The following is a 21,310-nucleotide window of genomic DNA, read 5'->3' on the forward strand; positions in this document are numbered from 1 at the left end:
TCCCTATTGCTGTTGAGCCGCAGCGGCAGCAGCAGCTTCCTGGGAGACGCGGACACGGGCGACCTGCACCGTCGGCAGGGCCGTGTTCAGACGCTCGATCACGATCGGAGTGATGTCCACGTCCGGAGACGCGAAGACCAGATTGCCACGATCGATCAGGATATCGATGCCACGCTCTTCCACGACCGCCTGCAGGATCGGCTGCAGGGCCTGATAGACCGGCTGCATGGCCTGACGTTCGGTCTGCACCAGCTCTTGCTGGCGCGCACGACGGGCCAGTTCAAACTGCTGGGCGTTCTGGTTGAGCGCTTCGATGCGCTGCATCAGGTCCGGACGGCCCTGGATGGCTTGCGGCGTCATGGAGGCGGTTTCCGCACCCAGGCGCTCGGTTTCCTGCTGGATCGGCTGACCGAGCGCGTTGAGCTCGGCGTCGATTTCCGTGGCGATTTCCTGGATCCGCGAGGCGATGTGCTGACCGACAGCGCTTTCCCGCAGGACGCGTTCTTCGTTGAACACGGCGATGGAGGGCTGCTGGGCCATGGCCGGCGCGGCCAGACCGGCAATCATCACCGGGAGAAGAAGGATGGATTTGAGAAATTTCATAACTTTAGAACCCTGTTCTTGTACTGAACCGGAAGAACTCGGCACGGTCATAGTCTTCGCGGATGAAAGCTTCCGCAAAGTCGAACCGCACCGGTCCGAACGGTGAATCCCAGAACACGCTCAGGCCGGCAGACGCGCGAAGCGCCATGTCGTCAACCGTGAACGCCGTTCCGGCAGCGCCCTCTGCGATCTGGTCAGAGGAGTCGAGCAGCCCGAGGGTGCCGAACTCCGTGAACAGACTGGCCCGTACGCCGTATTGCTCCGGCAGGCCGAGCGGGAAGGACACTTCGAACGCCCCGATCGCGTACAGGCGGCCACCCAGGGCATCACCCCGGACCAGTTCGCCTGTCGTCGCATCCCGGGAAACAATGCGGGGACCGATACCAGCCACCTCAAAGCCCCGGAAAGAGTTCCCCCCCTTGAAGAAGCGGTCATTGATGCGGACGGTGTCGCCGCCCCAAGGCATCGTGAAACCACTATTCATGGAGAAGCTGGCCACAACGTCATTGCCGAAAATGCTCGGCAAGACAGGCCGGTAGATGCTGCCCTCGATTTCCGAGCGCATATAGCGGACATCACCCCCGATACCGGCAAAGCCCTGCGAGAATTGCAGGCGATAGCCATTGCTCGGCTCGATCGGGTCATTCAGACGCGACCAGTTGAGCGTATAGGTGATGACCGAGGTATTCCGGTTGCCCGCCTGGTTCAGCAGTGCCGAGGAGGCGGAGGAGTACACCAGGACATTGTCGGTCCGGTAGGTGTAGCCCAGCTGGAGATTGGTGGACGCCGTCACCGGGAAGCCCAGGCGCAGCGAAGCACCGGTCGACTCGGTCTGGAAGGAGGCTTCCGACAGGAAGTCCGAATTCACCCGGAAGAGGTCGAAGCCGGCCGCCAGATTGCGGTCCATGAAGCGCGGTTCGGTGAAACGGATATCGATCGATTCCCGGTTGGAACTGGCCGAGATCCGGAAGCGCAGGAACTGGCCCCGGCCGCGCAGATTGCGTTCGGAGATCGACAGGTCGACCAGGAAGGCATCCGTGGACGAGAAACCGGCACCGAAGGCCAGCTCGCCGGTCGGCTGCTCGGTCACCTGCACATTGACACGGGCCCGGTCCGGCGCGGAGCCTGGCGTTTCGGCAATCTCGACTTCCTCGAAGAAGCCGAGGCGGCGGATATTGTTGCGCGAGCGGTCGATCAGGACCTGGTTGAAGGCGTCGCCTTCCACAATGTCCAGCTCACGACGGATGACCCGGTCCAGCGTCCGCGTATTGCCGGCAATGTCGATGCGCTCGATATAGACGCGCGGGCCTTCATCGATGACGAATTCGATGTCCACGGTCCGGTCTTCCCGGTTCCGCGTGGTACGCGGGCTGATATTGACGAAGGCATAGCCGGAGGCGCCCGCCGCAAAGGTCAGCGTATCGATCCCGTCCTCGATCATCTGGCCCTGATAGAGATCGCCCTCCTGCATCGGCAGGATCCGCGCGAGATACTCTTCATTCAGGTCCGGAATCTCGGTGGACACCGACACATCGCCGAAATTGAAGACCTCGCCCTCATCCACGGTCAACGTGATGTAGAAGCTTTCCTGGTCGGGCGTTAGCTCGGCCACGGCGGACAGAACCCGGAAGTTGGCATAGCCCTGGTTCATGTAGAACTGGCGCAGCAATTCCTGGTCATATTCCAGACGGTCCGGGTCGTAATTGTCGTTCGACGAGAAGAAGCGCCACCAGCGCGACTCACGCGTCACCAGCTCTCGGCGCAGGCGACGGTCGGAGAAACTGTCATTGCCGATGAAGTTGATCCGGCGAACGCCGGTCACCGGACCTTCGGAAATCTCGAAGATGAGATCGACACGGTTTTGCGGCTGTTCGACAATCTGCGGCGTCACGGTCGCGGCGAAACGGCCGGACCGGCGATAGACCTCGATAATACGCTGTACATCGGACTGAACCCGGTGACGCGTGAAGATGGCGCGCGGCTGGGCTTCGATCTCGTCGGTGATCTTTTCATCATCGATGGCGTTATTGCCCTCGAGAATCACCCGGTTGATGATCGGGTTTTCCTGCACCCGGACCACCACGATCTGGCCACGATCCTCGAATTGAACGTCTGAGAACAGCCCGGTCGCGATCAGGGTCTGGATCGACAGGTTAACCAGGCGGGTATCGTAAACCTGGCCTGGCTGGATCAGCAGATAGGACAGAACCGTATCGGCTTCGACCCGCTGATTGCCTTCCACCAGGATCTGGCGAATGACCTGCGGTCCTTCCACCTGGGTCTGGGCGGCTGCATTCGGAGCACCCGTTTGCTGGGCCGACGCTAAGGTCGACAGACTCACAGTCATCAGGGCTGCGAAGAGCACACGCAGAACACTTGCCATGGAAGATCGCCGCTTGCTGGGCCCGGTCAGAAAATCTGCCCGAGCAAATAATTCAGGTCATTCCAGGTGGCTACAAGCATCATACCGAGCACAAGTGCAAGCCCTACCCGGAAACCGAGAGCTTGCGCCTTCATGCTCAGCGGACGCCGAGCCACCGCTTCATAGGCGTAATACACCAGATGCCCGCCGTCGAGGATGGGTATCGGTAGAAGATTCACCAAACCCAGTCCGACAGACAGGAAACCGGCGAGGTTAATCAGGTTTATCAGCAACAATAGCGTGCTTTCACCGGCATTGTTGCCAGCTTCCACACTGGAAACAGCTGTTTGACCGGCAGCCGTTGCGATTCCCACCGGACCGTTGAGCAATTCCGGCGAGACACGCCCCGTGATCACCCGGATGACATAGCGCGATGTCATCGACACCGCCGACCAGGTCCGGTCAATACCGTGGCCGATCGCCGTGATCGGGTTGTAGCTGTCGCGCAGCGGCGGCGTGGAGAGCGAGCCCAGCCCGATACGCCCGAGCGTGCGGGTCCCGCCAAACTGGTCTTCGACCTCCGTCGGCGCCGGCGCGGCCCGCAGCGTCATTTCGCGCTCGCCACGCTGCACCGTGAAGGTCAGCATCTCACCCGGACGCCACACGACTTCCGTGATGATGTCCTGGAAGGCATCAATCCGGTTGTTGTTGATGGCAAGGACCCGGTCGCCTTCCTGGAAACCGGCTTCGGCGGCCGGGCTGCCTTCTGCCACCGCGCCGATGATCGGCGGCTGGTAGGGCTGGCCGCCCAAGGTCAGGGCAATGCCGGCAAAAATGGCGATGGCGAGGATGAAGTTCGCGATCGGGCCTGCCGCGGTCACGAAAGCGCGCTGCCAGATCGGCTTGAAATGATAGCAGCGCTCCGCATCGGGCCCCATGCGCCGGCGCATTTCCTCGAGCTTCTCGGCATCCGGCTCACTGGCCGCGCCGGCATCGCCGAGGAATTTCACATAGCCACCCAAGGGAAAGGCCGCGATGCGCCACACCGTCCCGCGCTTGTCCCGCCATGAGGCAATCGTCGGCCCGAATCCCATCGAGAAGGCTTCAGCGTGAACGCCGCACAGGCGACCGGCCCAGTAATGCCCCAGCTCGTGAATGACCACGACGATCGAGATCAGGAACACGAAGGAGAAAATGGTGAGAAATCCGGTGCCGATCAGGCTCATGAGGAGGTGGTCCGTGATTGTGGGTCGCTGATGCGGTCAGCTATCAAGTCGCGTGCCAGCTGACGGGCCCGCGCATCGATCGCATACACATCATCAAAGGCCGACAATGAACGGGGCATGTCTGCATCCCCGTGACTGCGGGAAAGAACCTCCTCAACGCATGCGGCGATGTCAAGGAAGCGGATGCGGTCTGCGAGGAAGCTCTCGACGGCGATTTCATTGGCTGCATTGAGCACGGCCGGCGCGATCCCGCCCGCCTTGATCGCCTCCCGCGCCAGCCGGATCGCCGGGAAACGTTCGAGATCCGGGGCCTCGAAATCCAGCCGGGCGATCTCGGCGAGACGCAGGCGCTCCACCGGCGCCGCCATGCGCTCCGGCCAGGCCAGCGCCGAGGCGATCGGCGTCCGCATGTCCGGGGAACCCAACTGGGCCAGGAGACTCCCGTCCGCATACTCCACCATGCCGTGCACGATGGATTGGGGATGGACGACCACGTCCACCTGTTCCGGGGGCAGATCGAACAACCAGCAGGCTTCAATGATCTCGAGGCCTTTATTCATCATCGACGCGCTGTCGATCGTAATCTTGGCGCCCATGTCCCAGGTTGGATGCGCCAGGGCATCGGCCCGGCTCGCCTGCATCATCCGTTCGCGTGACCAGGTCCGGAACGGACCACCCGAAGCGGTCAGGGTGATCGATCGGATCGCCGAACGCTGAGCGCCATCAAAAACCTGAAAGACCGCATTGTGCTCACTGTCGACCGGCAGGAGCGTGGCCCCGCAGCGGGCCGCCTCGGTCATGAACAGACTGCCGGCACAGACCAGGCATTCCTTGTTGGCGAAGGCGAGCGCCCGCCCCTGCTGAAGCGCCGCCAGCGTGGGGCGCAGCCCTGCGGCCCCGACAATGGCCGCCATGGTCCAGTCCGCGGGCATGGCCGCCGCCTCGACGACAGCCGGCTCACCGATCCCGATCGTGATTTCCGGATGATCGCTCAGGGCCTGCTTCAGCGCGATCCCCGCTTGCGGATCGGCAATAGCGACGTGCGCTGCCTTGTGGCGCACCGCCTGGCGCGCCAATTCCTCCGCATTCGACCGCGCGGTCAGTGCCACCACTTCATAGGTGCCTGGCTCGGCACGGCCGATCAGGTCCAGCGTGGCCAGCCCGACCGATCCGGTGGCGCCCAGAATTGATACGCGTCGCGGTGTCATGCCGCCTCTCCCCAGCCCAGGGGCAGGATATTCTGGAACAGCGCGGCCGCAATGACGGCGAGCATGAGCGCGTCCACCCGGTCCAGAACACCGCCATGCCCCGGTATCAGCGTGCCCGTGTCCTTCACTTTGAAACTGCGCTTGAACAGTGACATGGCCAGATCACCCAGGACCGAGGCGATCGCCACGACCGAAGCGAAGACGGCGACCCTCGGCAGGTCGAGCTCGAACACCACACCGATCCCCGTACCAGCGCCCACTCCGGCCAGAAGGCCGGCGAGAAAACCGGACCAGGTCTTGTTGGGGCTGGCCTGGGGAATGAGTTTCGGACCGCCCAGCCAGGTTCCGACCAGATAGGCCAGACTGTCAGCCGCCCAGACGATGGCGAACAACAGGACCACCGAGGCCAGGCCATGATCCGCACCGGCCCGCATGGCCGCCAGCAAGCCCGAAGACAACGCGATATAGAGCACGCCGATGACTTCGATCGACCAGCCCCGCCGAATGCGCTCCACGCCGATGGCGAGCGTGCCGGCCGCGCCCCAGAACACCGCATCCTGCAAACTGGTCTGGCCGGCCAGAAGGACGGCACCGGACGCCGTGGCGCAGGCAATGGCATAGGCCACGGGCGGCGCCTTGGAATCCGACATCTGGATCCACTCCCACGCCATCGCGGCCGCAAAGGCCGCCACCCAGGCCGTGAAAAAAATGTCCCCGAGCCAGAGGAGCAGAACAGCCAGCGGTCCCAGGATGACGGCCGAGATCAATCGCCGCTGGAAAGCAGGATCACGCCGCCCCGGCATCCAGCCCCCCATAACGGCGGCTCCGCGTCTTGTAGGCGTCAATCGCGTCAGCGAGCTGATCAATCGTGAAGTCCGGCCATAGCGTGTCCACGAACATCAGCTCGGCATAGGCCGCCTGCCAGAGCAGGAAATTGGAAATGCGCTGTTCGCCACTGGTCCGGATCATCAGGTCCACATCCGGGGATTCAGCTGTATCGAGCCAAGTGCCAAACGCGCCCTCGTCCAAGCGGGCCGGATCCAGCTCGCCCTTCTGTGCTGCTTCCGCGATCGCCCGGCTGGCCCGGACGATCTCGTCCCGGCCACCGTAATTGAAGGCGATATTGAGGTGAAACGCCGTATTGTCCGCCGTCCGCGCCTCGGCGCGCCGGATCATGTCGGACACATCCTCGCGCAAACCCTCCCGGCTGCCCAGAATGCGGATTTTCACACCGCGACGGGCCAGACCGTCCAGGTCGGCCGCGATATAGTGCTTCATGAGTTCGAACAGCGCGCCGATCTCATCCGCCGGACGGCGCCAGTTCTCTGTCGAAAAAGAGAACAGCGTCAGGTGTTTGACGCCCAGATCGCCGGTGCCTTCGACGATCCTGCGAACCGTCTCCACACCCTTGCGGTGGCCGAAAGCCCGCGGCTGGCCACGCCGACGCGCCCAGCGCCCATTGCCATCCATGATGATGGCAATATGGGCCGGGGCCGGCCGGTCAGCGGAGACGTCATCACTCATGGTTTCGCTCCGCTGGAGGGTGATCAGACCTGCATGATCTCTTCTTGCTTGGCCTTCAGGCTTTCATCAATGCGCTTGATGGCATCGTCCGTCAGCTTCTGGACGTCGTCGGAGAAGGCCTTCAGTTCGTCCTCGGAGAGGTCGCCGGCCTTTTCCATCTTCTTCAGCGCATCCATGCCGTCACGGCGCACATTGCGCACGGCCACACGGGCATGTTCGGCATAATTGCCAGCCAGTTTCGCGATTTCCGCACGACGCTCCTCATTGAGCGGCGGGATCGGAATGCGCAGCAACTGGCCTTCGACAACCGGATTCAGGCCGAGGCCGGAATTGCGGATGGCCTTGTCGGCGGCGGGAACCATGGTCTTGTCCCAGATCTGCACCGAGATCATGCGCGGTTCCGGCACCGACACCGTGCCGACCTGGTTAATCGGGGTCAGCGAGCCATAGGCATCAATCTTGATCGGATCGAGCAGGCTGGCCGACGCACGGCCGGTCCGCAGACCGCCGAATTCCTTGCGCAGCGCCTCGATAGCCCCGTCCATGCGGCGCTTGAGGTCGGCTTCGTCGTAATCAATCTCGTCACTCATGGCTTGTCTTTCCTGTTATTCGCCAGTGGACGCGCGGTCTTTCGGCTTCCCGATCATGGTGCAAACACCCTCCCCGGCGAGCACCCGGGCCAGACCGCCCTTGTCATGAATATTGAACACCACGATGGGTATCGCATTTTCGCGCATCAGCGTCACCGCCGAGGCATCCATCACCCGCAAATCACGTGTGAGAACATCCAGATAGTCGAGCTGCTCATAGCGCTCGGCGTCCGGATGGGTCCGCGGGTCATCGGAATAGACACCGTCCACCTGGGTGCCCTTCAGCAAGGCATCGCAGCCCATCTCGGCAGCGCGCAGGGCGGCCGCCGTATCGGTCGTGAAGAAGGGATTGCCGGTACCGGCGGCGAAGATCACCACCCGGCCCTTTTCCATGTGCCGCGTGGCACGCCGGCGGATATAGGGCTCGCACACCGTGGTCATGGGGATGGCGGACTGGACGCGCGTCTGGACGCCGATGCGTTCCAGAGCGGTCTGCATGGCCAGAGCATTCATGACCGTGGCCAGCATGCCCATATAGTCGGCGGCGGCCCGGTCCATGCCCTTGGCAGCGCCGGACAGGCCCCGGAAGATATTCCCGCCCCCGATCACAAGGCACATTTCCGTGCCGGCCTGGACGGCCTGGGCCACCTCGCCGGCGATACGGTTCGCCGTCTCGAGGTCGATGCCATAGCTCTGATTGCCCATCAGGGCCTCACCAGAGACCTTGAGCAGAACCCGCCGGAATTGCGGCGGGTTCGACTGGCCGTTTTCAGGCCCGGATGAAGATGAATCGGTCACAGCGCTGCAGCATATACAAAGCGGCGGCGCATTAAAGCGCCGCCGCAATGTTCAAGATCAGGATTGGCCGGTCGCAGCAGCGACTTCGGCAGCAAAATCCTCTTCCTTCTTTTCCACGCCTTCGCCCAGCGCCATGCGGACAAAGCCGGAGATCTCGACCGGCGTGCCGAATTCCTTCGACGCGTCAGCCAGGACCTGCTCGATCGTGCGGTCCGGGTCCATCACGAAAGCCTGCTTCAGCAGCACGACTTCCTCAAAGAACTTGCGCATACGGCCTTCGACCATCTTCTCGATGATCTGTTCCGGCTTGCCGGACTGACGGGCCTGGTCCGCAAAGACTTCGCGTTCCTTGTCGGCAATCGCGCTGTCGACACCGTCCACGTCCACGGACACGGCCACAGCCGGGGAACCGGCGGCGACGTGCATGGCCAGCTTGCGGCCCAGCTCGGCCAGCTTGCCGGCATCGGCTTCCGACTTCAGGCCGACCAGAACGCCGATGGCGCCCATATTGTCAGCCGCCGGGTTGTGCACATAGCTGGCCACGACGCCCGGCTCGGCCACGACAACGGCAGCACGGCGCAGGGCCATGTTCTCGCCGATCGTGGCGATCAGGTTGGTCAGCTTGTCATCAACGCTTTCACCGGAGGCGAGCTTGGCGGCCTTGAGACCGTCAACATTGCCGTCCGTGCCCACAGCCAGGGCAGCGATTTCCGTCACTGCAGCCTGGAACTTCTCGTTGCGGGCCACGAAGTCGGTTTCAGAGTTGACCTCGACAACGGCACCCTTGCCGCCATCGGTCGACACGGCGACCAGGCCTTCAGCCGCAACGCGGTCGGCCTTCTTGGCAGCCTTGGACAGACCCTTCTTGCGCAGCCAGTCAACGGCGGCTTCAAAATCGCCATCCGTTTCGGCCAGGGCCTTCTTGCAGTCCATCATGCCTACGCCGGTCTTTTCGCGCAGTTCCTTCACGAGAGCAGCCGTAATCGCAGCCATCGGTATCTCCTGGATTCTCGGTTCGAAATCGAAGCTTACGCTTCGGTCTTGTCAGATTCGGACGACGTTTCCGTGGCAGTCTCGGCGGCCGCTTCGGTTTCTTCCGCAGCCGTTTCCTCGACCAGGGTTTCCACCGGAGCTTCGCTTTCGCCCAGGTCCACGCCCATGGCCAGCTGGCTGTCCGCCATGCCGTCCAGGACGGCGTCGGCGATCAGGTCGCAGTACAGGGCGATCGCGCGGGAGGCGTCGTCATTGCCCGGGATCGGGAAGTCGATCGGGTCCGGATCGCAATTCGTGTCGACCACGGCGATGACCGGAATGCCCAGCTTCTTGGCTTCCTGGATGGCGATGCCTTCCTTGTTCGTGTCGATCACGAACATCAGGTCCGGCGTGCCGCCCATGTCCTTGATACCGCCCAGCGAACGGTCGAGCTTTTCGCGCTCGCGGGTCAGCATGAGCTGTTCTTTCTTGGTCAGACCGGCCAGGCCGTTCTCACCTTCGAACATGGTTTCCAGCTCGCGCAGACGGGCGATGGAGTTGGAGATGGTGCGCCAGTTGGTCAGCGTACCACCCAGCCAGCGCTGGTTCATGTAGTATTGGGCGCAGCGCGATGCGGCGGTGGACAGCGGGTCCTGGGCCTGGCGCTTGGTGCCGACGAAGAGGACGCGGCCGCCCTTGGCAGCGGTTTCGCGGACTTTCACCAGGGCCTGGTGCAGCAGCGGGACCGTCTGGGACAGGTCGATAATGTGGATATTGGAGCGCTCACCAAAGATGAAATCCTTCATCTTCGGGTTCCAGCGGTGAGTCTGGTGGCCGAAATGGCAGCCGGCTTCGAGCAGCTGGCGCATGCTAAATTCAGGGAGAGCCATCGATTTTCCTTTTCCGGTTGGCCTCCACGGAGCGGAGCCGCCTGACCTTCAGGCGACACCGGAGCGTCTGGTGGATAACCGGACGTAGCCCCGTGTGCGTGATGGGGCGGCTTATAGGCTCAGGAGAGCGGGTTTGGCAAGTCGTGGGAAGCGGCCCGAATGCAGTGCTGGCATGCGAATGCGGGCGGCTATCCTCGGGACAGTGTCCGCAGCGTCCGCCCGCGCCTAGACCGTCTCGACCGAGGCGACGCCATCCACGCCTTTCAGGGCGGCCTGCAGGGCGCTGTCGGCACTGTGGCGTCCGGGCAGGCGCAGCTCGACCTCACCGCCATCGGACAGGGGCAGGAGCAGGTCGACAATGGCACTGAGCGAGGCATCGGCCCGCCGGTCGGCCCGCTCCATGCGCGCCTGGATGCGTTCCAGCGCCGTGGCATCATCAAGCCGGACCCGCAACCGGTCCGCAGAGACCTTCATGTCGAGCGGTTCGAGCCGGTCGGCAAAGAAGGAGATCTGCTCGTCCCGCTCATCGACCCGGCAATTGACCAGGATGGCCTGCCCGCTTTCGAGCAAATCGCGTGATGTGCGGAGCAGTTCCGGCGCGATGAAGACCTCGAACTCCCCGGTCGGATCGGACAGGGTCACCCAGGCAAACCGCTCGCCGGACTTGTTGGAGACGCGCTCCTGACGGCGCCGGACCATGCCGGACAGGCGCAGCGCCGTGGCGCCATCGGCGACCCGGGCCGGCGCTTCGGCATGGAACACCACGCCGCGGCCGGCGAGGTGCTCGGTCATGTCGTCCAGCGGGTGGCCCGACAGATAGAAGCCAATCGCCGACAGCTCATTGTCGAGCCGTTCCGTGGCGGTCCAGGGATCGGGCTCGGGCAGGCGCGGCCGCGCCAGGGCGATCTCTTCACCCCCGCCCCCGCCGAACAGGCTGGCCTGGGCACTGTCACGCTGTTGTGCGGCGTGTTGCGCCATGGATATCAGCGTTTCCGCCGAGGCCAGCACGCGGGCCCGGTCCGGATCGAGCGTGTCGAAAGCACCGGCGCGGGCCAGGTTCTCGAAGGTCCGCTTGTTGATATGCTTTGGATCCACACGTTCAGCAAAGTCATACAAGTCCTTGTAAGGACCGTTTGAATTGCGTTCGGCGACAATGTGTTCCATGGCGGAGAAACCGACATTGCGGATCGCGCCGAGGGCGAAGCGGACCGTCCCCTCCTCGACCGAGAAATCCGCCTGGGACGCGTTGACATCCGGCGGACGCACCTCGATGCCCATGCGCCGGATTTCCTGATGGAAAGCGGCCAGCTTGTCCGTATTCGCCGCATCGAGCGACATCAGGGCCGCCATCAGCTCGACCGGGTAATTGGCCTTGAGATAGGCGGTGCGATAGGCGATCGCGGCATAGGCGGCGGCGTGGGACTTGTTGAAGCCGTAGCCGGCAAATTCGGCCACAAGTTCGAAGATGTAAGACGCCTTCTCGCGGCTGACCCCTTTCTTCTCCGCGCCTTCCAGGAAACGGACTTTCTGCTTGTCCATCTCCTCTTTCTTCTTCTTGCCCATGGCCCGGCGCAGCAGGTCGGCTTCCCCGAGGGAGTAGCCGGACAGGATCTGCGCGATCTGCATCACCTGTTCCTGGTAGATGATGACGCCGTAGGTTTCCGACAGCACGCCTTCCAGATCGGGATGCAGGCAATCCACTTCGGCGCGGCCGAATTTCCGGTCGACATAGACGTCGATATTCTTCATCGGACCCGGACGATACAGGGAGATAAGGGCGATCAAATCCTCGATCGCGTCGGGCTTCATCTTCTTCAGCGTGTCCCGCATGCCCGAGGATTCCAGCTGGAAAACCCCGATGGCGTGACCCGATTGGAGCAGTTCGAAAGTCGGCTTGTCGTCGAAATCAATCCCTTCAATATCAGGGACTTCCTTGCCGGCTGAGGCGATATAGCCGAGCGCCCGGGCGATCACGGTGAGGGTTTTAAGCCCGAGGAAATCGAACTTCACCAGGCCGGCGGGCTCCACCCATTTCATGTTGAATTGGGTGGCGGGAATATCCGATCGCGGATCGCGATAGAGCGGCACAAGTTCGGAGAGTTTGCGGTCGCCGATGACGACGCCGGCGGCGTGTGTGGAGGCGTTCCGGAAAAAGCCTTCCAGCTTGAGCGCAATGGTCAGGAGACTGTCGACCGCATCATCCTCGGCCCGCATCTCCTTGAGCCGCGGCTCCATGTCCAGGGCCTGGGCCAGGGTAACCGGATTGGCGGGATTGGAAGGGACCAGCTTGGCCAGCTTGTCCACCAGGCCGAAAGGCAATTGCAGGACCCGGCCGGTATCGCGCACCACGGCGCGCGCCTGCAGGGTTCCGAACGTGATGATCTGCGCCACCCGGTCATGCCCATAGCGTTCCTGCACATAACGGATCACCTCGCCGCGACGCTCCTGGCAGAAGTCGACGTCGAAGTCCGGCATGGACACGCGTTCCGGGTTCAAGAAGCGTTCGAACAGAAGGCCGAAACGCAGCGGATCCAGATCGGTGATGGTCAGCGAATAGGCCACCAGCGAGCCGGCACCCGACCCCCGGCCCGGCCCGACCGGAATGTCATGGTTCTTGGCCCACTGGATGAAGTCCGACACGATCAGGAAATAGCCGGGAAAGCCCATTTCCTTGATGATGCCGAGCTCGAAATCGAGCCGCTCGCGATACTCCGCCTCCGGCGCAGCATTGGCCCCGGCTGCCAGGCGCTCGGTCAGCCCCTCATGCGCCCGCGCCACCAATTCCTCGGCCTCGTCCCGCCCGCCCTGGGTCGGGAAGCTGGGCAGGATCGGTTTGTGGGTGCGCACGCGATAGGCACAGCGTTGGGCAATCTCCAGGGTGTTGGCCAGCGCCTCCGGCAGATCGGCAAAGCGCTCGCTCATCTCCTGCGGTGTGGTGAGGTAATGGTCGGCCGTCACCTTGCGCCGGTCGGACACGGAGACAAAGGAGGATTGGGAAATGCACAGGAGCGCGTCATGCGCCTTGTGCATGGACGGATCCGGAAAATAGGCCTCATTCGTGGCCACCAGCGGCAAATCCCGCGCATAGGCCTGCTCGACCAGCCAGTCCTCGGCCTGAAGCTCCGTTTCCAGCCCGTGACGCTGCAGCTCGACATAGAGCCGGTCACCGAAATTCTCCTGAAGGCGGGACAGGGTCTTCTCCGCCTCCGGCAGGCGTCCGGTCGCGATCATCCGGTTGAGGACGCCGTCCGGACCACCGGTCAGGCAGATCAGGCCTTCGGAATGCCCCAGCACGCTGGACAGCGGCACATGCGCCTCTTCCGACCCGTCGACATCGAGAAAGGCGGCGCTGGTCAGCGCCATCATGTTCTCATAGCCGGTGCGATCCTGGACCAGGAGGACGATCGTCCCCTCCGGTTCGGCGCGTTCGCCGGGATGCGGATCGACCGTGCGCACCGAGAGCGTACAGCCGACGATCGGCTGGATCCCGGCACCGGCCATGACCTCGGAGAATTCCAGCGCCCCGAAGAGATTATTGGTGTCCGTCAGCGCGATGGCGGGCATGCCGTGGGTCTGGCAGGCAGAGACCATCTGGGGCATGCGGATCGCGCCTTCCAGGAGCGAATAGGGCGAGCGGACACGCAGATGTACGAAAGGATGTGTCTGCGCCATGTCCGGCTCCTGCCCGCTTATCCCTGCCCCTGAGATCGCCGGTTTCGGGGATAGCCCCCTGCCCGACGCATCTAAAAGTCCGCGCCCTCACCCGCCCGGACGCCCCGGGCCGCGAGTCGCGAACCGTCAGAGTAACCGGATCAGGCGGCGCCGAGAACCGATCCCCACAGAGTGATCATCCAAGCGAAACCGAGAATGGCGGTGGCGGCTGAGACATCTTGCAAAACACGGCGCATAACTTCCTCCCCGAAGTCCAGAAATCCGACGGACAGGCTCGTCCGTTCTGTTTTTGTTCTATGGGTGAAAAAATCAGCCGTCAAGCGTAAAAGTTCCACCTTTGTTCCGTCCGCAATCATCGCGCAATTTAATGAAACAGGGCTCAAGGCGGGTTCGGGATGGGATCAGGACGGGATCGGCTTGGGTTCGGGAGGGGTTTGGGATGGGTCTGGGACGGGTCCCGGATCTGCGCCCGGCTCAAGGCCGGGCATCCGTCCGGGATGACAAGTGAGTGGATTGGGGTGTGGGAACTGAAATATGTCCGTGCACACAATAAGCTCCGTCATCCCCGGCTTGTCCGGGGGACCTCACCTAGCCAGCCCACAGTTTCGCTCAGGTCCCCCGGACGCCCTGCGGGCACCGCGGGATGACGGGTGCGTTTTTGGGAGAGAAATGACCTGTCCTGCCCATCTCATGGGGAGGAAAACCTATCCCGCTTCGTAGTCCGTCAGCACGCCATCCGCGAAAGTCACGACCCGGTCCATGCGGGAGGCGAGATCGTGGTTGTGGGTGGCGACCAGGGCGGCGGCACCGGCCTTTTTTACGGTGGCGCGGAAGGCGTCAAAGACGGTGGCGGACGTGTCCGGGTCGAGATTGCCGGTGGGTTCGTCGGCCAGGAGGACGCGGGGGTCATTGGCCAGGGCGCGACCGATGGCGACGCGTTGTTGTTCACCGCCGGACAATTGGGAGGGCTGGTGGGAGGCGCGATCGGTCAGGCCGAGCATGGCGAGCAACTCGTCGGCGCGGGCGACGGCAGCGGCGCGTTTCACACCGGCGATGAGCTGGGGCAGGACGATATTCTCGCGGGCATCGAATTCCGGCAGCAGATGGTGGAACTGGTAGACGAAGCCGATATCGCGGCGGCGGATCGCCGTGCGATCGCGATCCTTGAGCTGCGAGGTCGCCTGCCCTGCCACTTTCACTTCACCGGCATCGGGACGTTCCAGCAGACCGGCGGCATGCAAAAGCGAGGACTTGCCGGAACCGGACGGTCCGACCAGGCCGACAATCTCGCCGGGGTTCAGGACCAGGCTGGCCCCGCGCAGGACCGGCAGGGTCGCGGCCTCGGTGACATAGGTGCGCTCGATGGCGACGAGTTCGAGGACGGGCTTACTCATAGCGCAGCGCCTCCACCGGATCGAGGCCGGAGGCCCGCAGGGCCGGCGGCAGGGTGACCAGGAGCGAGACGACCAGGCCGAAGATCGAGATGAACCCGACCTCGCCCCAGTCCAGCTTGGCCGGGATGCGGTAGAGATAATAGACGGACGGATCCCAGACCTGCGCCCCGGTGACCCAGGTGATGAAGTCCTGGATCGGGCCGATATTCACCACAAAGAGAATGCCCAGAATGATGCCCGCCAGCGTGCCGGACAGGCCGATGGCGGCGCCGACGATCAGGAAGACGCGCAGGACGGCGGCCCGGGTCGCGCCCATCGTGCGCAGGATGGCGATATCCCGGCTCTTGTTCTTCACCAGCATGACCAGGCCGGAAATGATGTTCATGGCGGCAATCGCCACGACGATGGCGAGGATGAGCCGCATGGCGGTGCGCTCGAACTGGAGCGCGTTGAAGAAGGCCGGATTGAGCTGGGTGTAGTCGTAGACGGAGGCATTGTAGCCGGCGAGGTTCCGGACCGGCTCGAGGAAGGCGGTGGCCAGTTCCGGATTGTCGAGCCGGATATGGATCATGTCCGTCTCCTCGCCCCGCACGAAGAAGAGACGCCCCTGCTCCAGCGGCATGAAGGCGAGACTGTCATCGATCGTGGAGACCCCGGCGGCCAGGATGGCGCCGACATAATAGGCTTTCTGCTGCGGCCGGGCCCCGAACACGGTCGGCGCAGCCCGTGCCGTGGTGAAAGTCACCCGGTCGCCGACATTGACGCCGAGACGGCGGGCCACACCCGTACCGAGCACGATCGTATCACCGCCATGATTGCCGACACCGAATTCGGTGAGATCGCCGAACATGAGACCGGTCGAGGAGGTCGGGGTCTGGTTGGTAATGACATCCAGCTGGCCCAGATCCTCCGGACTGATGCCGAGCACCTGGAGGAAGGTTTCCGACCGGTCCGAGGTCGCCATGACCTGGCCCTGGACCACCGGATCGGCGGAGTGGATGCCTGGCAGGGCTTCGATCTCGCGGACGAGATCCTCGATCCGCCCGGCCTCGACCTGGCGCGTATCCACATAAACATGCGGTTGGAAACCCAGCAATTGATTGAACAATTCCGCCCGGAAACCATTCATGATGGACATCACGGCGATCAGGCCGAGCACGGCCAGCGTGATGCCGGCAAAACTGATCGAGGCAATCAGGGCGACACCGCCATGCTTGCGCTTGGCCCGCAAATAGCGGAAGGCGAGCATGAATTCATACGGGCTGAACGGGTGTGCCCCGCCCGGCCCGCCGGTCTGTGCAGCGGTGTCAGCCTGTGCCGGTTCAGCCATTTAAGAACGCGCCCTCGGTCAAACGGTTGATCGCATCCTCCGGCGACAGCTCATGGGTCTCGCCAGTGCGGCGGACCTTGAGCTCCACCTTGCCCTCTTTCAGGCCACGCGGCCCGATGATGATCTGATAGGGCAGACCGATCAGGTCGGCGGTGGCGAACTTGCCGCCCGGACGTTCCGACGTGTCGTCATAGAGCGGGTCGAGCCCGCCGGCAGAAAGCTTGGCATAGGCGTCCTCGCAGGCCGCGTCGGCGGCGTCATCGCCCGCGCGCAGATTGAGAATGCCGGCACCGAAGGGCGCGACGCTTTCCGGCCAGATCACGCCCTTCTCGTCATGATGCGCCTCGATGATGGCGCCCAGCAGGCGGGACACGCCGACCCCGTAGGAGCCCATATGGACCGGTTGCGGCCTGCCGTCCCGGTCCTGGACCAGGGCTTTCATGGGTTCGGAATACTTGGTGCCGAAATAGAAGATATGGCCCACTTCGATACCGCGCGCGGAGAGCTGGCGGTCGGCGGAGACTTTGGCAAATTCGGCCGGGTCGTGCATTTCCTCGGTCGCGGCATAGAGCGCGGTGCGCTGGTCGACGAGCGGCTGGAGATCGCCCTCGAAATCCACGTCCAGGCCCGGCGCGCCCATCTCCACCAGATCGGCATGGCAGAAGACCTCGCTCTCGCCGGTCTCGGCCAGGACGATGAATTCATGGGAGAGATCGCCGCCGATCGGACCGGTATCGGCCTTCATCGGCACGGCCTTCAGGCCCAGGCGTGAGAAGGTGTTGAGATAGGCCACGAACATGCGGTTATAGGATTTGCGGGCGCTGTCCTCGTCGATGTCGAAGGAGTAAGTGTCCTTCATCAGGAATTCGCGGCCGCGCATGACGCCGAAACGCGGCCGGCGCTCATCCCGGAACTTCCACTGGATGTGGTAGAGGAGTTTCGGAACATCCTTGTAGGACTTGCAATAGGACCGGAAGATCTCGGTGATCATCTCCTCATTGGTCGGCCCGTAGAGCATGTCGCGCTTGTGGCGGTCGGTGATGCGCAGCATCTCGTCGCCATAATCATCATAGCGGCCGCTTTCGCGCCACAGATCGGCGGGCTGAACCGTCGGCATCAGCATTTCCACGGCCCCGGCCCGGTCCTGCTCCTCGCGCACGATCTGCTCGATCTTCTTCAGCACCTTGTGACCCAGCGGCAGCCAGGAATAGATGCCGGCCGCCTGCTGGCGGATCATGCCGGCGCGCAGCATGAGCTGGTGGGAGACGATCTGGGCGTCCGAAGGGGTTTCCTTCAGGACAGGCAGGAAATAACGGGAGAGGCGCATGGGGGCGATTCCGGTGGATTGAGGTTTGCCGCCCATTAGACCGGTCAGCGCCGGTATTACAAGGATAGATGGGGGTAATTCTCAGCCTGGACGCAGGGGGACGGGCTGCTGGCCGGGGCCGAGCTTGTGCTGAACGGCGCGGTCAAGCCTGGACTGGGACGCGCCCTCGCCCGCTCGGATGTGGCCTATATCGATGTGCAAAATGCCGCGCATGGCTGTTTCGCCGCGCGCGTGCGCCGTTGGTGATTCCATCAACCATGAAAAGCTGCTTGTTACGTCAAAAGCCAATGCCTAGCGGGGCAATTTTTGAAGTCAGGTCTCAACGCATCACTTTGGCAACCCATCCAAAGAACGCTTCGGACGCACGTGCCCATAAGACGGTGGGACTGAGCCAATAAGCCCATCGAGCAGGGCCTTTGCGAACGCGTTTCCCTTGTTCTTCAAACTTCTCCCACATTCCGGCGATGGCGGGATGCGCCTGGCTGACCGTGTAGTTGAAAACCGTCATGTCCTTGCCCTCGCCGAATCCCGCGAGTTCATCCATAATCGCCTGAAGCACGCATTCGTCTGCACTCGCATAGTAAAATCGCGATTTCAGCCGGATAAAGTCTGCCCGAAGCTGTGATATTTTCTCGGCATCCTTGTTGGGCCGCCTGCACCGCATAAACTCAAAAAACAGAGCCAACCCAGCTGTTTGGGGATACGCTTTTGCCGAGAGTTTCCCTGAATACACTTGTTCAGAAAAATCAGAAAAGAATGCCTCCGGATCCTGACCGTTCGGGACCGCAGACAAGTCGAATTCAATGACAAACGTCTCCAAGTGCTGGATTGCCTCACCGAACAAGCCATCGTACTCGACCGGGCCAGCCATCATGCTCTCACGCCTACCGGTTCCCGATTTTCGGTATCAAGAGAAGCCGGTTTAGCCACCTACCCGGCCCCTTCCGCCGGATAGTAGGTCGGCGAGCCCGGGCCGACCGGGAGGTCGAGGCCGAAGGCCCACAGGAAGAAGAAGCTCGACCAGATCAGGATGAAGAAGATCGTGTAGGGCAGCATCATCGCGATCAGCGTGCCGACGCCCAGGTTTTTGTCATAGCGCGTCGCCCAGGCGAGGATGAGGCCGAAATAGCTCATCATGGGCGTGATGATATTGGTGGTGCTGTCGCCGATCCGGTAGGCGGCCTGGATGACTTCCGGGGCATAGCCGATCAGCATCAGCATGGGCACGAAGATGGGAGCGGTCACCGCCCACTGCGCCGAGGCCGAGCCCAGCGACAGATTGATCACCGCACACATCAGGATGAAGAGGAAGAAGACCAGCGGGCCGGTCATGCCGGTATCCTGCAGGAATTGCGCGCCGGTGACGGCGGTGATGGCACCCAGATTGGTCCAGCCGAAAAAGGCCACGAACTGGGCGGCGAAGAAGACCAGTACGATATAGAGGCCCAGCGCGCTGATCGCGCCGGACATGGCGTGGATGACATCCCGGTCGGTCTTCATGACGCCGGTGGCGCGGCCATAGGCATAGCCCGCGGCGATGAAGAAGATCAGGATCCAGACGACGAAGCCGCGGAAGAAGGGCGAGGCAATGCGGTCACCGGTCTCCGGATTGCGCAGCACGCCCCATTCCGGTGCCAGGGTCAGCGCCATCAGGGCGAAGACGCCGAGAATGGCGATGCCGGCCCACATCAGGCCCTTGCGCTCGATGGCTTCGAGCGGTTGCATCATGTGCTTGTCCAGCACGGTCTCGTCGGCGCGCGAGGAATCGTAATTTCCGAGCTTGGGCTCGACGATGAAAATGGTGACCAGTGAGCCGATCGCCGTGATCAAAAAGGTGGAGGCGAACATGAAATACCAGTTCGCCGTGGCCACGACCTCATAATCCGGATCGATCAGGCGGGCGGCTTCCTGGGTGATGCCGGCCAGCAGCGGGTCGATCGTGCCGATCAGGAGATTGGCACTATAGCCGCCGGAGACACCGGCAAAGGCGGCGGCCATGCCGGCGAGCGGGTGGCGGCCCAGGGCGTAGAAGATCGCGCCGGCCAGCGGGATGAGCACGACATAGCCCACTTCCGACGCCGTATTAGAGACGATGCCGGCGAAGACGATGGCCACGGTCACAACATGGCGCGGGGCAGACAGGACCATGGCGCGCACGGCGGCGGACAGGAGGCCCGACTTCTCGGCCACACCGACGCCGAGCATGGCGACCAGCACGACGCCGAGCGGGGCGAAACCGGTGAAATTGGTGACCAGATTGGTCCAGATACGGCGGATGCCGTCACCGTCGAGCAGGCTGACCGCGCGGATCATGCCGTCCTCGGCGACACCGCGGGCGCCCGCCGGACGCGGATCCTCGACCGCCAGCCCCATCCAGCCGAACAGGCCGGACAGCAGCACGATACCAACGGCCAGCAGGGCGAACAGGGTGACCGGATGCGGCAGGAGATTGCCCAACCATTCCACCCCGTCCAGGAAACGGGTGAAGGCGCTGCGGCGCGGCTGCTCCGGTGTGGACGGGCTGTTGCTCATGATTTCCCCCTTGGCGGCGCTGACGCGCCGTCTGATTACCAGTGACCGCCGGTCGGCATGTATTGCGCGACGAGGCCGCTTTCATTGATGACGTAATAGACGATCCACACCCCTGATGTGGCAATGGTCGTCCACCAGCCCTTCTTCACCAGATTGGCCGCCACCGGTGCGCCCGGTTCGGAGCCCTCGACGATATCGCCCTCCTCCTCCTGGGAGCGCACGCCGACGGGCAGCATCATGAAGAAGACCAGCCACCACACGATCAGGAAGACAACGAGCCCGTTGACCACGCCGACCCCGTCATCGCGGATGATGAAGCGCGACAGCCAAAGCAGGAAGGCCAGGCCCGGCAGGCCGTATTGGGTGATCCGCCAGAGCATCAGGCCGGCTCCTGCATCAGCTCGATGAGCTGGCCATGACTGTCCTTGGGATGGATGAAGATGACCGGCACGCCATGGGCGCCGATATAGGGCTCGCCCGTGCCCAGCACGGTGGCGCCCTTGGCCACCATCGCATCACGCGCGGTGGTGATGTCCGGCACTTCAAAGCACAAATGGTGCTGGCCGCCCTTGGGATTGCGCTCGAGGAATTTGTGGACCGGGCTGTCGGCGCCCGAGGGTTCCAGCAGCTCGATCTCCGAATTGTCCAGATGCACGAAGGCGACTTTCACACCGAGATGCGGGAAATCCTTGGTCTCGGTGGCGTCGGTGGCGCCATAGAGATCGGCATAGGTCTTCTTGGCCGCTTCGATATCGGGCACGGCCACGCCGACATGGTTCAAACGTCCGATTTTCATCACTCAGATCTCCAGCACTCTATGTCTTTCTTCCCCATAGCATGGGGAAGTGGGCCGCGGCTCGCCGCGGGTCGATGGGGTGGCGC

19 protein-coding genes are annotated in these 21,310 nt (G+C 63.0%); 1 reads left to right on the top strand and 18 read right to left on the bottom strand.

Annotated features, from left to right (window positions below; genetic code table 11):
* Positions 1–3 precede the first annotated feature (3 nt).
* From FCS99_RS01970 to proS, 14 genes are all read right to left on the bottom strand, one after another.
* On the bottom strand, positions 4–603 hold the full coding sequence (locus FCS99_RS01970) for an OmpH family outer membrane protein (RefSeq protein ID WP_138510010.1): 600 nt from the start codon (positions 601–603) through the stop codon (positions 4–6).
* A gap of 4 nt (positions 604–607) precedes the next feature.
* On the bottom strand, positions 608–2,986 hold the full coding sequence (gene bamA / locus FCS99_RS01975; RefSeq protein WP_138510012.1) for an outer membrane protein assembly factor BamA: 2,379 nt from the start codon (positions 2,984–2,986) through the stop codon (positions 608–610).
* Positions 2,987–3,012: 26 nt separating this feature from the next.
* Entirely contained in the window at positions 3,013–4,191 is a 1,179-nt protein-coding gene (locus tag FCS99_RS01980; protein WP_138510014.1) for a M50 family metallopeptidase, read from the bottom strand.
* The gene (locus FCS99_RS01985; RefSeq protein ID WP_138510016.1) at positions 4,188–5,399 is read right to left on the bottom strand and encodes a 1-deoxy-D-xylulose-5-phosphate reductoisomerase; all 1,212 of its coding nucleotides are present in this window, start codon (positions 5,397–5,399) and stop codon (positions 4,188–4,190) included. The genes FCS99_RS01980 and FCS99_RS01985 overlap by 4 nt, the downstream gene beginning before the upstream one ends.
* Positions 5,396–6,202 (bottom strand): phosphatidate cytidylyltransferase, encoded by an 807-nt coding sequence (locus tag FCS99_RS01990; protein ID WP_138510018.1) that lies wholly within the window; start codon positions 6,200–6,202, stop codon positions 5,396–5,398. The genes FCS99_RS01985 and FCS99_RS01990 overlap by 4 nt, the downstream gene beginning before the upstream one ends.
* Positions 6,186–6,923 (bottom strand): polyprenyl diphosphate synthase, encoded by a 738-nt coding sequence (uppS, locus tag FCS99_RS01995; RefSeq protein WP_138510020.1) that lies wholly within the window; start codon positions 6,921–6,923, stop codon positions 6,186–6,188. Before uppS ends, FCS99_RS01990 begins: the two co-directional genes overlap by 17 nt.
* Before the next feature lie 23 nt (positions 6,924–6,946).
* Positions 6,947–7,513 carry a ribosome recycling factor gene (frr, locus tag FCS99_RS02000; protein ID WP_138510022.1) on the bottom strand — a complete coding sequence of 189 codons (567 nt, stop codon included), beginning with the start codon at positions 7,511–7,513 and terminating at the stop codon, positions 6,947–6,949.
* Between the two features lie 15 nt (positions 7,514–7,528).
* A complete protein-coding gene (pyrH, locus tag FCS99_RS02005) occupies positions 7,529–8,311 on the bottom strand; it encodes a UMP kinase (protein ID WP_138510024.1) in 783 nt (260 codons plus the stop codon).
* Between the two features lie 57 nt (positions 8,312–8,368).
* Entirely contained in the window at positions 8,369–9,304 is a 936-nt protein-coding gene (gene tsf, locus FCS99_RS02010; RefSeq protein ID WP_138510026.1) for a translation elongation factor Ts, read from the bottom strand.
* 35 nt (positions 9,305–9,339) lie between these two features.
* Positions 9,340–10,173, bottom strand: coding sequence for a 30S ribosomal protein S2 (gene rpsB / locus FCS99_RS02015; protein ID WP_138510028.1), 834 nt, complete (start codon positions 10,171–10,173; stop codon positions 9,340–9,342).
* Positions 10,174–10,398: 225 nt separating this feature from the next.
* Positions 10,399–13,845, bottom strand: coding sequence for a DNA polymerase III subunit alpha (gene dnaE, locus FCS99_RS02020; RefSeq protein ID WP_138510030.1), 3,447 nt, complete (start codon positions 13,843–13,845; stop codon positions 10,399–10,401).
* Between the two features lie 704 nt (positions 13,846–14,549).
* Positions 14,550–15,239 carry an ABC transporter ATP-binding protein gene (locus FCS99_RS02025; protein WP_138510032.1) on the bottom strand — a complete coding sequence of 230 codons (690 nt, stop codon included), beginning with the start codon at positions 15,237–15,239 and terminating at the stop codon, positions 14,550–14,552.
* Positions 15,232–16,569, bottom strand: coding sequence for a lipoprotein-releasing ABC transporter permease subunit (locus FCS99_RS02030; protein ID WP_138510034.1), 1,338 nt, complete (start codon positions 16,567–16,569; stop codon positions 15,232–15,234). The genes FCS99_RS02025 and FCS99_RS02030 overlap by 8 nt, the downstream gene beginning before the upstream one ends.
* Complete coding sequence (gene proS / locus FCS99_RS02035; protein WP_138510036.1) at positions 16,562–17,896, bottom strand: proline--tRNA ligase; 1,335 nt, start codon at positions 17,894–17,896, stop codon at positions 16,562–16,564. The genes FCS99_RS02030 and proS overlap by 8 nt, the downstream gene beginning before the upstream one ends.
* 108 nt (positions 17,897–18,004) lie before the next feature.
* Between proS and FCS99_RS16375 the strand changes: the two genes are divergently transcribed.
* On the top strand, positions 18,005–18,142 hold the full coding sequence (locus tag FCS99_RS16375; RefSeq protein WP_407658268.1) for a DUF1203 domain-containing protein: 138 nt from the start codon (positions 18,005–18,007) through the stop codon (positions 18,140–18,142).
* A gap of 73 nt (positions 18,143–18,215) precedes the next feature.
* Here the strand turns inward: FCS99_RS16375 and FCS99_RS02045 are convergent, their stop codons facing one another.
* Genes FCS99_RS02045 through mce form a run of 4 tightly spaced genes read right to left on the bottom strand, consistent with a single transcriptional unit; the run spans position 18,216 to position 21,224 of the window.
* On the bottom strand, positions 18,216–18,770 hold the full coding sequence (locus tag FCS99_RS02045; protein ID WP_138510038.1) for a hypothetical protein: 555 nt from the start codon (positions 18,768–18,770) through the stop codon (positions 18,216–18,218).
* Between the two features lie 56 nt (positions 18,771–18,826).
* On the bottom strand, positions 18,827–20,428 hold the full coding sequence (locus FCS99_RS02050) for an AbgT family transporter (protein ID WP_138510040.1): 1,602 nt from the start codon (positions 20,426–20,428) through the stop codon (positions 18,827–18,829).
* Between the two features lie 35 nt (positions 20,429–20,463).
* Positions 20,464–20,808, bottom strand: a complete 345-nt coding sequence (locus FCS99_RS02055) for a DUF1467 family protein (RefSeq protein WP_138510042.1) — start codon at positions 20,806–20,808, stop codon at positions 20,464–20,466.
* On the bottom strand, positions 20,808–21,224 hold the full coding sequence (gene mce, locus FCS99_RS02060; RefSeq protein ID WP_138510043.1) for a methylmalonyl-CoA epimerase: 417 nt from the start codon (positions 21,222–21,224) through the stop codon (positions 20,808–20,810). The genes FCS99_RS02055 and mce overlap by 1 nt, the downstream gene beginning before the upstream one ends.
* Positions 21,225–21,310 lie beyond the last annotated feature (86 nt).

This window comes from Maricaulis alexandrii, from assembly GCF_005871165.1.
Lineage (GTDB): Bacteria > Pseudomonadota > Alphaproteobacteria > Caulobacterales > Maricaulaceae > Maricaulis > Maricaulis alexandrii.

What these genes read in the sequence shown, in the direction of transcription:
- FCS99_RS01985 (WP_138510016.1), bottom strand. Translation starts at nt 5,399, where the DNA reads ATGACACCGCGACGCGTATCAATTCTGGGCGCCACCGGATCGGTCGGG.
- FCS99_RS01980 (WP_138510014.1), bottom strand. Translation starts at nt 4,191, where the DNA reads ATGAGCCTGATCGGCACCGGATTTCTCACCATTTTCTCCTTCGTGTTC.
- FCS99_RS02045 (WP_138510038.1), bottom strand. Translation starts at nt 18,770, where the DNA reads ATGATGGCTGGCCCGGTCGAGTACGATGGCTTGTTCGGTGAGGCAATC.
- FCS99_RS01970 (WP_138510010.1), bottom strand. Translation starts at nt 603, where the DNA reads ATGAAATTTCTCAAATCCATCCTTCTTCTCCCGGTGATGATTGCCGGT.
- FCS99_RS02055 (WP_138510042.1), bottom strand. Translation starts at nt 20,808, where the DNA reads ATGCTCTGGCGGATCACCCAATACGGCCTGCCGGGCCTGGCCTTCCTG.
- rpsB (WP_138510028.1), bottom strand. Translation starts at nt 10,173, where the DNA reads ATGGCTCTCCCTGAATTTAGCATGCGCCAGCTGCTCGAAGCCGGCTGC.
- mce (WP_138510043.1), bottom strand. Translation starts at nt 21,224, where the DNA reads ATGAAAATCGGACGTTTGAACCATGTCGGCGTGGCCGTGCCCGATATC.
- proS (WP_138510036.1), bottom strand. Translation starts at nt 17,896, where the DNA reads ATGCGCCTCTCCCGTTATTTCCTGCCTGTCCTGAAGGAAACCCCTTCG.
- FCS99_RS02025 (WP_138510032.1), bottom strand. Translation starts at nt 15,239, where the DNA reads ATGAGTAAGCCCGTCCTCGAACTCGTCGCCATCGAGCGCACCTATGTC.
- dnaE (WP_138510030.1), bottom strand. Translation starts at nt 13,845, where the DNA reads ATGGCGCAGACACATCCTTTCGTACATCTGCGTGTCCGCTCGCCCTAT.
- FCS99_RS01990 (WP_138510018.1), bottom strand. Translation starts at nt 6,202, where the DNA reads ATGCCGGGGCGGCGTGATCCTGCTTTCCAGCGGCGATTGATCTCGGCC.
- uppS (WP_138510020.1), bottom strand. Translation starts at nt 6,923, where the DNA reads ATGAGTGATGACGTCTCCGCTGACCGGCCGGCCCCGGCCCATATTGCC.
- FCS99_RS02050 (WP_138510040.1), bottom strand. Translation starts at nt 20,428, where the DNA reads ATGAGCAACAGCCCGTCCACACCGGAGCAGCCGCGCCGCAGCGCCTTC.
- FCS99_RS02030 (WP_138510034.1), bottom strand. Translation starts at nt 16,569, where the DNA reads ATGGCTGAACCGGCACAGGCTGACACCGCTGCACAGACCGGCGGGCCG.
- frr (WP_138510022.1), bottom strand. Translation starts at nt 7,513, where the DNA reads ATGAGTGACGAGATTGATTACGACGAAGCCGACCTCAAGCGCCGCATG.
- tsf (WP_138510026.1), bottom strand. Translation starts at nt 9,304, where the DNA reads ATGGCTGCGATTACGGCTGCTCTCGTGAAGGAACTGCGCGAAAAGACC.
- bamA (WP_138510012.1), bottom strand. Translation starts at nt 2,986, where the DNA reads ATGGCAAGTGTTCTGCGTGTGCTCTTCGCAGCCCTGATGACTGTGAGT.